Source organism: Streptomyces puniciscabiei (genome assembly GCF_006715785.1).
GTDB classification, from domain to species: domain Bacteria; phylum Actinomycetota; class Actinomycetes; order Streptomycetales; family Streptomycetaceae; genus Streptomyces; species Streptomyces puniciscabiei.
This window is the reverse complement of record NZ_VFNX01000003.1, coordinates 110912-124766: the sequence shown is the minus strand read 5'-3', so window position 1 is coordinate 124766 and position 13855 is coordinate 110912. Positions and strand designations below refer to the sequence as shown.

Below are 13855 nucleotides of genomic sequence, written 5' to 3'. Positions count from 1 at the left end.
GCCGACTGGCCCAAGCCGTCCCCGACATCCCACGGCGGGGGAACCCTTGCTCGGCCCACTGCCGGCGTGAGATTTCCGGGGCTTGTCGGTGGTCTTGAGGTGGTCGATCATCTGGTTGAGGTCGGGTCCGCGGACCCAATACCGCCAGGCCCGAGCCGCGGTCAGGAAACCTCACCCCATGGGCCGGAAGATCACCGACCGGAACTGCAGCGATTTGTCCCTCGACTGATCGGGGCGGAGGGTGGTCTTGGTGCCCTTGCACTCGAGATCCTCGTAGACATCGACATAGGCATTGGCGCTGGTGTTCTGCGGCGCAAACGCGTAGTTGGTTTCGCTTGCTTGGAGTTCGGGGATGTCGATGCAGTTATCCACTTGCCCTTCGAGATGTCCGCTATGGTCGCCGTCCCTGTCGTGGTAGGAGAACGCGACCCCGGTCTCGGTCGCTGCGTGCGCGGATGTGGAGACCGAGAAGGCCAGGGTGAAGGCGCTCGCGAGGGCGAGCAGTGCGGGGCGCAGACGCACGGGGGATCCCTTCGGCGGTGGTGCGGGCCGGACCATGCACATGGTGCTGGCATCAGTCCGGAGCAAGCACCGATAGGGCCGTTCGTGGGATCAATCCACCCGCCAGAGTGATCTGGGCAGAATCCGCCCGCCATCCCCCGCCCGAAAGGCGTGCCACCACGGCGCCTGGCGAACTGGAAAGCTCTCCGCGAAGCCCCCTGCCATACCGCTGGGACTCCACTGCCTGGAAGGCGCGAAGCGCACCAGGCCGTCCAACGAGGCGCAAGAACGAGATCATCAGAGGTACAAAGATGGGTTCTGGGGAAGCGGCTGCCTGCGGCGGGGGTACGGGGGAGCATCTGATCCACAGCTCTCCGCAGACGCTGTTGTACCGCCGCCGGCGGCGCCTTGCTGTCAGCTGAAGCGGACGTCACTGAGGTCGATCGAGACCATGACCTGATCGAGGATCGGGTGGCCATCGGCGTCGCGGCGGTAGGCCCGGCGCTTGGTGGGCAGCACGATGCCGTCCGCTTCCACGCAGTCGTAGACGTACTGCGCGGCGGCGAACCCACCTGCCACGTCGACGTGATAGTCGTGTCGGCGCAGCAGCCGGTCGGGGCCGAAGTAGAAGTCCTGGTGGGTGCTGTGGCTGGCGATGCCGGGTGGGAAGGTGGCGCGCAGTCCTTGCCAGAGTTCGTCACCTTCCCGCCACGGATCGATCTCGGTGACCGTGAATCCGGGCATGGCGAGCAGGAACGGTGTGGTGAGGTAGGTCCACAGGGCGTAGCCGTTGAAGTAGGCGCGGTCCAGTGCGTCCCAGGGGGTCTCCAGAGTGTGGCCGCCGAAGGACGACCGTGGGTCCTGGCGTTGGGCCACCACCCGCCCGTCGAGCTTGTCGATGCTCACACGTCCGGGTGTGAAGTCGGTCTTCTGGTCGGGGGCGCCGAAGGGTCTGACCGAGGCGTGCTCCTCGTGGAGGAGAACGGTCATCTCGCGGGGCGCGGGATCCTGCGGCAAGCCTTTCACGGCGAACAGATGACCGCCGCTGACCAGGGTGGCTCGCGCCTGAGTCAGCCGGCGCCAGCGTGTGGTCCCGCCGTGGGCTTCGATCGCCTCGGTGAGCAGTTCGTTCATGTCGGTCTCCTGAGGCGCGGCATCCATCCGCCCTTGATCGCCGAAGCGGCACACGAAAGCTTGAACCCCGGCAACCGTCCGTGACCAACGACCGCCACCCACATCTCAGGCCGTGACCAGACGGCTTCAAGAGGATGGATGTTCATCGTGCCGAGACTGATCGCGGGCGTCAGTGCAGCGCGACCGCGCCTGTGTGGACGGCGCGCATGGCGCGCTCGACGGTCTCCTGATTTTCGCCGACCGGGGCAACGTAGCCGATGACGTCGCGCGCGGCGTCCTCTCCGAGCATGCGGGTGATCACCCAGGTGGCGAGGTACTGGGACGCCAGGCAGCCTCCTGCCGTGGCGATGTTTCCCTCGGCGTGGAACGGCGCGTCAAGCACGGTGATGTCGCAGGCTTCGACAAAGGGCCGGCTCTTCATGTCCGTGCAGGCGGGCATGCCGTCCAGCAGTCCGAGCCGGGCGAGCACCAGCGCGCCGGAGCATTGCGCACCGATCAGTTGTCGCGAAGAGTCGAGTGGCAGCCGGGAGATCAGCTGGTCGTCGGCGACCACGTCTCGCGCCTTCACGCCGCTGCCGATCAGCACGACGTCGGCGTCGGTCACGAACTCCATGGGGCGCTGCCCCCTCACCTCGACGCCGTTCATCGACGTGACCACCGGCGTCGGCGTGGTGATGAAGGCTTCCAGGCCATCCTTGCGGCATCGGTTGATCAGCGCGGATGCGATGAAGCTGTCGAGTTCGTTGAACCCGTCGAAGGTGACCACGGCTACCTGCATCACATCTCCTTCAAGCATGGCATCGGATCTGTCCTCTTCCCTGGCGTGCCGGTCCGGGTCGAGAGCCCGGTCGGCGGCTGGCCCCTGCGGCAACCTCACCACACGGCCCTGGTTCACCAGCGTGGGGCGCCGTCGGCAAGGTGGAGTTCACCCCGGCCGAAGGAGAAGTTCTCGTTCGGGACCGGAATCAACGCGATGAAGATGTCGTCGGGCGAGACGCCGAGTGCCTCCACCACCAGCTTGTTGATGGCCGCCGCCACGGCCCGCTTGTCCTCCAGAGGCCGGTGGGCCCCGAGCTGAAGCGTGATGATCATGGCGTCGCTGCTGCGCTGCATGCCCATGAACGTCGGGTCCAGGAAGAGTTCGTTCTCGCCGTGCTCACTGATCATGATGAACCGGTCACCCTCAGGAATTCCGAGGGCCTGGACCAGTGACTGGTTCAGCGCGTCGGCGAGAACGCGCTTCTGCGCCGAGGAGAAGCGGTTGGCGGGAATGTGGGCATTGAAGACGGGCATGAGCTGCTCCTCGGGAGTTGCAGTGTCGGCTTGTGCAGCCGGGGGGATTGATCGGCTCCGGTCGCGGTGGAGGCGGCGGGAGGACGCGGGCGGAGAGACTGCTCGCGCTCCCCGCACAGCCGAAGCGGAGCTGATCAGGCTTCCGACCACCGGATGAAAGCGATCCGTGGGCCAGCCGACCGTCTAAGTCTCCATCTGGAACCCAGGAGGCGTCAAGGCTGAGTTCCAAACCGGAACTCAAGGGGTACCCTGGCGTCATGGAGTGGCGAGAACTTGATCTGGGCAACTGCAGCGTCGCCGCCACACTGAGCCTGGTCGGCGAGCGATGGACCCTGCTCATCCTGCGCGAGGTCTTCGCGGGACTGCACCGATTCGACGAGATAGCCGAGCACCTCGGGATCTCCCGCAGGGCCCTCACGGAGCGCCTCCGGCAACTGGTCGACGCCGGCCTGCTGGAACGCCGGAGCTACCAGGAGGCCGGGCAGCGCTCGCGCCATGAGTATCACCTCACTGCGCGCGCCCACGACCTGCAATGGGTTCTGGCCGCGCTGCTCCAGTACGGCGACACCCACCTCGGTGACCCTGCGGCCGCGCCGGTGGTGCTGCGCCATTCCGGCTGCGGCGGCCAAGTCCACGTCGAGCTGCGCTGCTCGTGCGGCCACGAGGTCGCCGGTTCCGATGTGGAGCCGGTCCTGGGCCCCGGCGCCGTCCGACTGTCCACCTGACACAGTCACCCCCGATCCCGGCCTTCCGCGGCACTGCGCGGCGTCATGGAGGCTGACCGTTCCAGCAGGACTGCATCCTGCTTCCCTGAGAGGTTTTCATGATCGAACGCAAGGATGTCGAGTTCGAAGCCGACGGCGCGGTCACGCTCCGCGGATGGCTGTTCCTGCCGGACGGGCCGGGGCCTCATCCGGCGATCACCATGGCCCACGGCTATGCGGGAGTGAAGGAGCACGGTCTGGAGCCCTTCGCGCGAGCCTTCGCCGAGGACGGATTCGTCGTCCTGGTGCACGACCACCGCACCTTCGGGGCCAGCGAAGGCGAGCCACGGCAGGACGTCGACCCCTGGCAGCAGATCGCCGACTGGCGGCGGGCCATCTCCTACCTGGAGAGCCGGCCAGAGGTCGATGCCGACCGCATCGGCCTGTGGGGGAGCAGCTATGCCGGCGGGCACGCGGTCGTATTGGGCGCGACCGACCGCCGGCTGCGCGCCGTCGTCTCCCAGGTGCCGACCATCAGCGGGTACGAGCAGGGCCTGCGCCGCGTAGCACCGGACGCCGTGCCGAGCCTCGAGAAGTCCTTCTCAGAGGACGAGCGTGCCCGGTTCCGCGGAGAGGATCCGCGTACCGTGGCCATCGTCAGCAGCGATCCGGCGGTGCCCGCCTCCTACCGATCACAAGAGGCCATCGACTTCTACCTGCAGCCCACACCGGACGGCGCATGGGAGAACAAGGTCACGGTCCGTTCAACCCGCGCGGCGCGCATGTACGAGCCCGGAATCTGGATCACACGGGTCTCGCCCACGCCGCTGCTCATGGTGGTCGCCCTGGGCGACGCGGTCACCGTGACCGACCTGGCACTCGCCGCCTACGAACGTGCCCTTGAGCCCAAGCGGCTGCAGCTCATCCCGGGCGGCCACTTCGACCCGTACACCAGCCAGTTCGACCGGGCGAGCGGCGCCGCCCGCACCTGGTTCCGCGAGCACCTCGCCTGACAGGCGAACGCACGCACCCCTTCCCCGGCGTGCCTCAAGCGATCCGAGGAAGAACCATGCTCCCTCTGTGCTGTCTCAGCAACGACAGCCTCGCCACGCCGGTGGTGAGCAGTCCGCCGCAGAACCGCATCGCCCAGCAGATGGCCACGAACTCACCGAGGCACCGAGCGCCCTCGGCCGCAGCAGCGCCCCAGCGGGCCTCCTGCGCAGCGAAGGCCCGAATCCGACTCCAGCGGTGACGTTGCCGTGGGAGCTGACCGACTTCCGGACGAGGCCCGGCGCTCTGCGGCCCTGGAGTGGTTCCGGTAGAACCTCCGCCCTTTCCCGGCTCTCTTCCTCACCCCTCACCCCCACCCCAAGGAAAGATCATGAGCTTTGCCTACTCGTCGATTCGGACCCGTCAGGAGGACGGTGTCCTGTTCGCCACCCTCGATGCCGGCCCCCTGAACCTCATCAGTGTCGACCTCGTCCGTGACCTCGTCTCGCTCGTCGAGACACTGCACACCGACCCGGGTGACGTGCGGGTCGTCGTCATCGACAGCGCCTCGCCCGAATTCTTCTCGGCGCACGTGGACCTCACGGCGATCCCGCAGTACACCGCAGAGGCCGCCAAGGCCGGCGGTCCCGGTGACGCCTCGCTCGGCATGTTCCTGTACAAACTGGCGCACGTCCCGGTGATCACCATCGCCAAGGTGCGCGGCAGGGCCCGCGGCGGTGGCAACGAACTCGCCCTGGCCTGCGACATGATCTTCGCCGCGCGCGAGAACGCGGTCTTCGGGCAGTTCGAGTCGGGCACCGGCGCCCTGCCCGGCGCCGGCGGAATCCAGCACCTGACCCGGCGGCTGGGCAGAACGCGTGCCATCGAGGCCATCACCGGCGCCGACGACTTCGACGCCGACCTCGCCGAGCGCTACGGCTGGATCAACCGCGCCCTGCCCGACGCCGAACTGGACGGCTTCGTCGAGCGCCTGGCCAAGCGCATCGCCGGATTCCCACCCGCGGGGGTCAAGGCCGCCAAACGCGCGATCAACGACCTCACGCTGCCACACCCAGCGAATGTCCGCTCCGACTCGGCCACGTTCCTCAGCCTGGTCGCACTGCCCGAATCCCGCGAGCGCCTGGACTACCTCGCGAACCGGGGCCTCCAGACGCCTGGTGATCTCGAACGCGACCTCGGCAAGGCCGTGGCGGAGTTCCCTCGCTGACAGCGCCAGCGGCTGCCTCGTCGCAGAATCAGCACCCTTCTCGGCGAGTGCGATGACCCCACAGAGGCCAGACGCAGGACCCTGCTGGCCTCACCTTCGCCGCCGACCCGACCAAGCCGGTCAGCGCCAAGGCCGGGGGAGTCGCTGCGAACGGTGAGGTCGGCGATCCGTCGTGTGCGTCGAACGCTGGATGTCCGCGCCGCTTTCCGTCTCGTCGCTGGAAGGACGCGGTGACCGATCCCGACCGTGCAGACGTCCGATACACCCTGGGTATCGCGCCCGGCTCGCTCCCGGCCGTGGGGAACGCCCCGCAACAAGTAGCAGCCGACCCTGCCGGCCGCAAGGTCTTGCTCGCCTTCGCCCAGGACGACGAAGGAACGCCCGCACCCTCGGACTCGGGCCAGCCGACATCGAGGAGTTCCTGCACAGCGGCCTCACCCTGCGCCCCGACACCGCAGTGCCGAACCCTGTGCCGGTCACGATCGCCTCGTACCCCCGGCAGCATGGCTGACGACCACCGACTGGAGAGGTCCAAGCCGCTGCTGGTCCTGAGCGGCTGAACTCCGAGGGCCGGCGGAGCTCGCGCCGGCTCAACCATGGCGGCGACCGGCAGGCGAACGCCGTCCTGCACTGCATTCGATGCGGGCTAGGGGGTGGCCGATGGGTCAGCGAGCTTGTCGTGCCTGGTCAGTTGGCTGCAATGACTCAGTTGACTGGCTCGCCTCTACGAAGGCTGATCAGGGGCGGCAGTCGCGTACCGGACGGCGAAGGCGGCTACCGGCCCTTCGTGGCCTCTCGCCACGACCACGTAAGCCCGAGGAGCCGGTGTGCCCGCGCATCCTCGTGAACCATCGGGCTGCGTGCCGCGTCCTCCCGATGCGCGGCCCGTGCCGGGCGGGTGCTGTGCGAGGGAGAGCAGGGGACCGATGACGGGTGAGACGATCGGTATCGGGCTCGCCGTATTGGCGGGCCTGGTGAGTCTGTGGGCCGGCGCCCGGGAGACACGGCTGCAGATGCGGCTGAGCCGCTACGGGCTGCACGCCGAGGGAGTGGTGGTGGCCCAGGAGCATGAGCCGGGGGACGACTATTCGAAACCCGTCATCGAGTTCACCGACCGGCAGGGCCGACCCGTCAGGTTCCGGCCCGCCACGACGGGGACGGGGCTGGCCCTCGGAACCCATGTACCGGTCGCCTACCTGCCCGAAAGGCCGAAAAGCGCAAGGGTATTCACCCGGAAGTACCGCCTGTATCCGATCGTCGGCCTGTTCTTCGGAGCCATTCTCTGGCTCGGCGTCGCGGCTGGGTGCGTGCTCACGCGCTGAGCATGTTCTCCCACCTCTCTCTCACTTACGGATCCACCGTCAGCCCGTCTTCGGTAGCGGCCTGTTTGTCACGACACGCATCGTTCGGCGCCTGTCCTGAGTTCCCGCGGACCGCCCGACTCAGATTGCAGGTCTACCGGCCCCCAAGACCTTGCGGTTGACCGGTCGGGTGCGCATCGGCCTGCTGGGCAGCCTTCGCCTTGCGAGCGCCCTGCGCAGAGGCCCCTCCTGAAAGAGGCATGTCGACCACCGGGTCGCCTCCGCCTGCCGGGAACGGGGCCTTCAGGTCACGGTCGCCGAACGCGGCCCGGCACCGCTGGTGGGCGCACTCGGCGGGGTGATCGGCGCGGTCGAGGAGCGGCTGCAGCGGGGGCACGGGGTCGACCTGCGCTGCGGCGTCAGCGTGACCGCCCTGGAGGGCGACGACGTGGGGCGGCTCAGGCGTGCCCATCTGTCCGACGGTTCGGCGATCGACGTGGACGTGGCGGTCGTCTCGCTCGGCGCCATGCGGAACACGGAGTGGCTCGCGGGCTCGGGGGTGGCCGCGGGTCCCCGGGGGATCGCGTGCGACGCCGGGTGCCGGGTGTTCGACGTCAACGGCATCGTCACCGACGACATCTACGCCGCCGGTGACGTCGCCCGTAGCCCCACCCGCTGTTCGACTACCAGTTCCTGGCGCTGGAGCACTGGGGCAACGCGGTCGAGCAGGCCGAGATCGCCGCCCACAACATGATCTGCGCGGGCCCGGACCGCCGTCCGCACCTGTGGCTGCCGATGTTCTGGTCCTCCCAGTTCGGTGTCAACATCAAGTCGGTCGGTGTGCCCTCGCTGGGCGACAAGCTGGTGGTCGCCCAGGGGGCGCTCGACGACGAGCGGTTCGTCGCGGTCTACGGGTACCGCGGCCGTGTCATCGCCGCGGTGGCCTTCGACGGAGCCAGGTGGCTGGGCAGGCACGTCAGGACATGGGCGCCTACCTGACCGAGCTGATCGAGACCAAACGCCGCCACCCCGGCCCCGGAATGCTCAGCGCACTCGCCCCTCGCGGTTGGCCGCGGCCAGCATGAGCCAGACCGGTGAGCCGGCCGGGATCGTGGTGCCGGCGACGTCGATGTCGGCCAGGGCGGTGGTGAATGGGATGAACTGGACCGGGGACTCGTACCGCAGCACCTCCTCGATGAGCGGGACGGCCAGGTGGGACCCCGACCGGTTCGACCCCGACCGCAGGGACAACGAACACCTGGGCATGTACAACCGCATCCACTACTGCTTCGGCGCCCCCCTCGCCCGCATCGAACTCCACGCGGCCATCCCCGAATTGTTCCGCCGGGTCAAGTTCTCCGGGCTGCTCGAGGACCCGCCGCCGTACCGCGCCAACGCCGTGCTGCGCGGCCCCCGGCACCTTCCCATGGCGATCGAGGGCTTCACGGCCTGAGCCCCGCCGCAGGGGCTGGGGGAACTGGTCCAGCTGCGTCTCTTGGCCGCGCCGCTGTTTCGTGTCGGCAGGGGAGTCAGGCCGGCCTGAGCTGTGCGTTGTCGCGGTGTTGCGGGCCGCGAGGCCCGTAGTCGATGTCCGCGCCGGTGTTGCTGCTGGCCATGACCGCGGCGGGAGCGTCGTAGGGATCCATGACCGCTTCGATGAGGATCAGCGTGTCGTTGGGCGCGCTGAGGGCCTCCGCCAGGTCCGCGGTGGTCTTGACGACGAACGATCGCGCCGTGGTGTCCGGGCGGAGCACTCTCGGTAGATCCGCGTAGGCCCAGGTGGCGATGTCGTTGTACTGCTCGGTTCTGCCGAGGTAACCGCGTTCGATGGTGTATCCGCCGTTGTTGATCAGGAAGATCACCGGCTTGTGGTCGTGCCGGAGGATGGTCGACAGCTCCTGCGCGGTCAGCTGGAACGAGCCGTCGCCCAGGAACAGCAGGTGGCGACGGTCTGGTGCTGCGGTCAGCGTGCCGAGCAGGGCTGCGACCGAGTAGCCGATCGAGCCCCAGTTGATCGATCCGACGAAGGTGCAGTCCGGGGGCAGTTGCAGGCCGAGGAGGGCGTACGACGTGCCGTTGTCGAGGAGGAGCACGTCCCTGGCCCGGAGATAGCCCTGGACCGCCTGCCAGTACGCGGCCTGCGTCAGGTTGGTGGAGCCGCCTGCGGGGGTCTTCGCCGCCGTAGACCCCCGCTGTGGTGCAGCGCGGCTCGTGACCTGCGGGACGGTGTCCCGTACGCCGCGGATGACTTCCTGGAGCGTCACTGCCTGGTAGTTGTCATCGCCGATGTCCACCGAGTGGCTGCGGGCGCGGATCGTGTCGGCGGGCAGTGAAGCGGTGAAGTCGCCCGTGGTCACCTCGATCGGCCGGTAGCCGATGGAGAGCAGACAGTCGCTGGTCTCGATCGCCGCTCGCGTGTGCGGCTCGCTTGCCTGGCCGTTGTAGATGCCGACGTAATAGGGGAACGTCTCGTCGATGACCGCCTTGGCCGTGCTGATCACTGCTACGGGGAGCCGCATCTTCTCGGCCAGTCCCATGACGTCGGCTGCCACGCCGAAGCGGTCCGCGTCCAGATCCACCAGGACCGCCGGTGACTTGGCGGCGGACAGATGGTCTGCGATTGCGGTGACGCACGACCGCAGCCGTTCCGGGTCGCTGGGCGGTTGCGCGAGCACCAGCGGGGCCTCGGGAACCTCGATGTCGAGATAGGCGATGTCGGAAGGCAACTCCAGGTACACCGGGAGCTTTTCCCGCCACGCGGTGAGGATCAGCCTGTCGATCTCGGTGACGGCGTTGTGCGGGGTCAGTCTCGCCTGGGCGGCGGTCACCTGCGCGTAGGCGCCGAGGAAGCGGTCCCACGTGCCGTCGGCCATCGTGTGGTGCATCCCCAGGCCGCGATCGATGGACCTGAGCGGTATCGACCCGCAGATACAGACCACCGGCACGTGCTCGCTGTAGGAGCCGGCGACCCCGTTGATCGCGCTCAGGGCGCCGACGGCGTTCGTCACGAGGAGCGCGCCCATGCCGTTCAGCCGGGCGTAGCCGTCGGCTGCGTAGGACGCGTTCAGCTCACTGCAGTTGCCGACCCATTTCAGCGTGCCCGTGTCCTGGAGCTGCTGCAGCAGTTCGAGGTTGAAGTCACCGGGAACGCCGAAGAGGTGGCCGACGCCGGCCTCCTCCAGACGCCGGAGCAGGAAGTCGCCGATCGTCATCCATCGGCTCGGGCTGGTGGACATCGCCTGTGCCTCCGAATCGCCGATATCGTCTCCTCCAGGAGGGGAGCGGCTTATATCCATTTTGCGGTGAGAGATGGTTGGAGGCCTCTGGGGGCTCGTGCTCCCACGCACGGGCGGATCGACCAGGGAGTCGCGGGCGCTCTCGTACCCCGGTCCCCGTGGCGGTGGTCGCCACGGCCGGCGAAAGCTCACTGTTGAGGTGTACGGGCCTCGACGCGCGCAGGGGCGGGAGTGCGGCGAGCGCGGGTGCTACGCGGCATCGACGGTCTCCTCCTGGAGCTGGCGGACGATGGCTCGGCAGCCCCGGCTGACGTCGATCAGGCCGTCCTTTTTGAGCCGGGTGAAGGCCCGGTGCGCGGTAACGACCGAGACACCGTGGGCCTGCGACATGTCGCCGACTGTGGGTACGTCCTCGCCGGGCAGCATCGTGCCGTCGTACCCACGGTGTCACACAGGGGCTGATCTACGCCGTCGCCCCCAAACCGTCGGCCTGCCCGGGAACAGCGCACGCCATTGTGGGTTCGCGCTGCGGGACGAAGCGGCTGCGGTCATGGAGAGTCGGGCGCCTCGGGTCCCCGACAGCGATGATCCCGACTGCCCCTGCCACGCCCCCGGCTAGGGCACGGCGGCACAGGGCGATCCGGACGGCGCCTTCGGACCGCGGCACTGGCGGGAGTGGCCCATGCGGGACGCGCGGCCAAGCGGCGGTCGATGATCGTCGCGCCCGGAGGCTCGCCTTGGGCGTGTTGAAAAGGAGAGATGACGCGGAAGCACTCAGTCGTGTGGTGGAGGCGCGTGCTGGTCGGTCCCGGTCCTCTACCTCAGCATGGGACCGGGACAGTCTTCCGTACATGCTCCTGGTCGACGGCAACGCGGCAGCTTGATGTGCGCAGATCGCGCGGGTGAGAAGCCTGCTCGCCCTGGCGCACGGTGTTCTGGCCAGTCTTCGTTTGAAAGGCATGCCGAGGTACAGTGATCGACGCCCTTGACCTGCAAAAAGCTGGCAGGGAGCCGTCTTCTGGGAGTCCAAAGTGCTTCGTACCATGTTCAAGTCCAAGATCCACCGTGCCACCGTCACCCAGGCCAACCTGCACTACGTGGGATCGGTAACGATCGACGCCGATCTGCTCGACGCCGCCGACCTGCTGCCGGGCGAGCTGGTGCACATCGTGGACATCACCAACGGCGCCCGGCTGGAGACGTACGTCATCGAGGGGGAGCGCGGGTCCGGGGTGATCGGGATCAACGGGGCGGCCGCCCATCTCGTGCAGCCCGGTGACCTGGTGATCATCATCAGCTATGCCCAGGTCAGCGACGCCGAGGCGCGCGAGCTGAAGCCGCGCGTCGTGCATGTCGACGCCGCCAACCGGATCGTCTCCCTCGGCGCCGACCCGTCCGAGCCGGTGCCCGGCTCCGACCAGCGGCGCAGCCCGCAGGCCGTCCGGGCCTGACCGAGGGGCCGCGGCGCGCCGTCGGCGCGCGCGCCGGAGCGCAGCCCGCTGCCGAGCCGGGCCTGCTTCGGACCGGGCCCGGAGCGTGCCGGGCGGCGGCTCGTCCTGTCGGGTGAGTGGCCGTACGGGGGTCGGGTAGGCGGGGGAGTAGTCCAGAGGCGACGTCCCGCGACTGCCCGGAGGACATCATGACGAACCCGCATCCCGACCCGGTCCCCCCGGGCCCGACTCCGGGTCCCGGTCCCACCCCACCGGACCCCTACCCGAGCCCCGTCCCGCCTCCCGAACCGGGCCCCCAGCCCACACCGCCTCCGCCGGGCCCCGACCCGACGCCGCCCCCGGCGCCCCCGGCCCCCGGCCCACCGGAGCCGTCACCGTCCCCGATCCCACCGGGCCCGGAGCCGGTTCCGAATCCCGAGCCGGGCCCACCGCTCACGTGAGGGCACCGGGCACACCAGCGCCCCGAAAGGGGCGCGGCGAGCGAACCGCGCGACCGGCCACGTCGCACCCGCACACGCCGGCCGCGCGGTCCCCGCACCACCCTTAGGCGGACACCTCCGACCGGTCCCCACCCCACAACGTGTGGAACGACCCCTCCCGGTCCACCCTCCGGTACGTGTGCGCCCCGAAGAAGTCCCGCTGCCCCTGCGTCAGAGCCGCCGGCAGGCGAGGCGCCCGCAACGCGTCGTAGTACGCCAGCGCCGCCGCGAAGCCCGGCGTCGGCACGCCCTGCCGCGTCGCGGCGATGAGCACCTCACGCCAGTCGTCCTGCGCCTCGGCGATCTCGCGTGCGAAGGTCTCGTCCGACAGCAGGCTCGGCAGATCGGGGCGGGCGTCGTACGCCGCGCGGATCCGGTCCAGGAACGCGGCCCGGATGATGCAGCCGCCCCGCCAGATCGAGGACACGGCGCCGAGATCGATGTCCCAGCCGTACTCCTCGCTGCCCGCGGCGATCTCGTGGAAGCCCTGCGTGTACGACACGATCTTGGACGCGTACAGCGCCTGCTCCACCCGGTCCGCGAAGGCGGCCGCCTCCGCCTTGCCCAGCGGCGCCGCCTTCGGTCCCGCGAGCCCCTGCGAGGCCTCGCGGAGCTTCGCGTGTCCGGACAGCGAGCGCGCGAAGACGGCCTCGGCGATGCCGGACACCGGCACGCCCAGGTCCAGCGCGATCTGGACGGTCCAGCGGCCGGTGCCCTTCTGCTCGGCCTGGTCGACGACCACGTCCACGAACGGCTTGCCCGTCGCCGCGTCCACGTGCGACAGCACCTCCGCCGTGATCTCGATCAGGTACGAGTCGAGGCGGCCCGTGTTCCACGTGCGGAAGATCTCCGCGATCTCGGCGGGGGAGTAGCCGGCGACATCGCGCAGCAGCTGGTAGGCCTCGCCGATCAGCTGCATGTCGGCGTACTCGATGCCGTTGTGGACCATCTTCACGAAGTGCCCGGCACCGTCGGGGCCGCAGTGCGTGACGCAGGGCGCGCCGTCCGCGGCCTTCGCGGAGATCTTCTCCAGCATCGGGCCGAGGGAGTCGTACGACTCCTTCGAACCGCCCGGCATGATGCTCGGCCCGTGCAGCGCGCCCTCCTCGCCGCCGGAGATGCCCGTGCCGACGAAGTGGATGCCGCGCTCGCGCAGCTCCCGCTCGCGGCGCCGGGTGTCGGCGAAGTGCGCGTTGCCGCCATCGATGATCATGTCGCCGGGTTCGAGGAGCGGCGCGAACTCCTGGATCACCGCGTCCGTCGGCTCGCCCGCCTTCACCATGATCACCAGGCGGCGCGGGCGCTCCAGCGCCGCCACGAACTCCTCCGCGGTCTCGGCCCCGATGAAGTCTCCCTCGTGCCCGAACTCCTCCACCAGCGCCTTGGTCCGCGACGACGTACGGTTGTGCACGGCGACCGTGTAGCCGTTGCGGGCGAAGTTCCGGGCGAGGTTGCGGCCCATGACCGCGAGGCCCGTGACACCGATCTGCGCTGAAGTGCTCATACCGCCTGCTCCTAGCTGCCTAGTGACTACGGCT

General features: G+C 69.0%; 13 protein-coding genes and 2 pseudogenes. 7 read left to right on the top strand and 8 right to left on the bottom strand.

Features of this window, described 5'->3' with window-relative positions; genetic code table 11:
* Positions 1-171 precede the first annotated feature (171 nt).
* From FB563_RS36370 to FB563_RS36355, 4 genes are all read right to left on the bottom strand, one after another.
* On the bottom strand, positions 172-522 hold the full coding sequence (locus tag FB563_RS36370) for a hypothetical protein (protein WP_055708945.1): 351 nt from the start codon (positions 520-522) through the stop codon (positions 172-174).
* Between the two features lie 393 nt (positions 523-915).
* Positions 916-1635, bottom strand: a complete 720-nt coding sequence (locus FB563_RS36365) for a hypothetical protein (protein ID WP_055708944.1) — start codon at positions 1633-1635, stop codon at positions 916-918.
* Between the two features lie 169 nt (positions 1636-1804).
* A complete protein-coding gene (locus tag FB563_RS36360; protein ID WP_055708943.1) occupies positions 1805-2413 on the bottom strand; it encodes a DJ-1/PfpI family protein in 609 nt (202 codons plus the stop codon).
* A 113-nt stretch (positions 2414-2526) separates the two neighbouring features.
* Positions 2527-2928, bottom strand: coding sequence for a tautomerase family protein (locus tag FB563_RS36355; protein WP_055708942.1), 402 nt, complete (start codon positions 2926-2928; stop codon positions 2527-2529).
* A gap of 257 nt (positions 2929-3185) precedes the next feature.
* Between FB563_RS36355 and FB563_RS36350 the strand changes: the two genes are divergently transcribed.
* The 5 genes and pseudogenes from FB563_RS36350 to FB563_RS36330 all read left to right on the top strand — a co-directional run.
* Positions 3186-3653, top strand: coding sequence for a winged helix-turn-helix transcriptional regulator (locus FB563_RS36350; RefSeq protein ID WP_055708941.1), 468 nt, complete (start codon positions 3186-3188; stop codon positions 3651-3653).
* A 98-nt stretch (positions 3654-3751) separates the two neighbouring features.
* Positions 3752-4645, top strand: coding sequence for an alpha/beta hydrolase (locus FB563_RS36345; protein ID WP_055708940.1), 894 nt, complete (start codon positions 3752-3754; stop codon positions 4643-4645).
* Positions 4646-5013: 368 nt separating this feature from the next.
* On the top strand, positions 5014-5850 hold the full coding sequence (locus tag FB563_RS36340) for an enoyl-CoA hydratase/isomerase family protein (RefSeq protein ID WP_055708939.1): 837 nt from the start codon (positions 5014-5016) through the stop codon (positions 5848-5850).
* Positions 5851-6776: 926 nt separating this feature from the next.
* Complete coding sequence (locus tag FB563_RS36335) at positions 6777-7172, top strand: DUF3592 domain-containing protein (RefSeq protein ID WP_055708938.1); 396 nt, start codon at positions 6777-6779, stop codon at positions 7170-7172.
* Between the two features lie 253 nt (positions 7173-7425).
* Positions 7426-8120: pseudogene (locus tag FB563_RS36330) on the top strand (FAD-dependent oxidoreductase); the annotation flags it as partial.
* A 75-nt stretch (positions 8121-8195) separates the two neighbouring features.
* On the opposite strand, the gene FB563_RS36325 reads toward FB563_RS36330, so the two are convergent.
* A complete protein-coding gene (locus FB563_RS36325; protein WP_199832960.1) occupies positions 8196-8339 on the bottom strand; it encodes a hypothetical protein in 144 nt (47 codons plus the stop codon).
* 28 nt (positions 8340-8367) lie between these two features.
* Between FB563_RS36325 and FB563_RS36320 the strand changes: the two are divergent.
* Positions 8368-8604: pseudogene (locus tag FB563_RS36320) on the top strand (cytochrome P450); the annotation flags it as partial.
* A 76-nt stretch (positions 8605-8680) separates the two neighbouring features.
* On the opposite strand, the gene FB563_RS36315 reads toward FB563_RS36320, so the two are convergent.
* Positions 8681-10387 (bottom strand): alpha-keto acid decarboxylase family protein, encoded by a 1707-nt coding sequence (locus FB563_RS36315; protein ID WP_055708936.1) that lies wholly within the window; start codon positions 10385-10387, stop codon positions 8681-8683.
* 249 nt (positions 10388-10636) lie between these two features.
* Entirely contained in the window at positions 10637-10813 is a 177-nt protein-coding gene (locus FB563_RS36310) for a helix-turn-helix domain-containing protein (RefSeq protein ID WP_079049003.1), read from the bottom strand.
* Between the two features lie 605 nt (positions 10814-11418).
* Between FB563_RS36310 and panD the strand changes: the two genes are divergently transcribed.
* Positions 11419-11838, top strand: coding sequence for an aspartate 1-decarboxylase (panD, locus tag FB563_RS36305; protein ID WP_055708935.1), 420 nt, complete (start codon positions 11419-11421; stop codon positions 11836-11838).
* Positions 11839-12381: 543 nt separating this feature from the next.
* Here the strand turns inward: panD and gndA are convergent.
* Positions 12382-13821 (bottom strand): NADP-dependent phosphogluconate dehydrogenase, encoded by a 1440-nt coding sequence (gene gndA, locus FB563_RS36295; RefSeq protein ID WP_055709770.1) that lies wholly within the window; start codon positions 13819-13821, stop codon positions 12382-12384.
* Positions 13822-13855 lie beyond the last annotated feature (34 nt).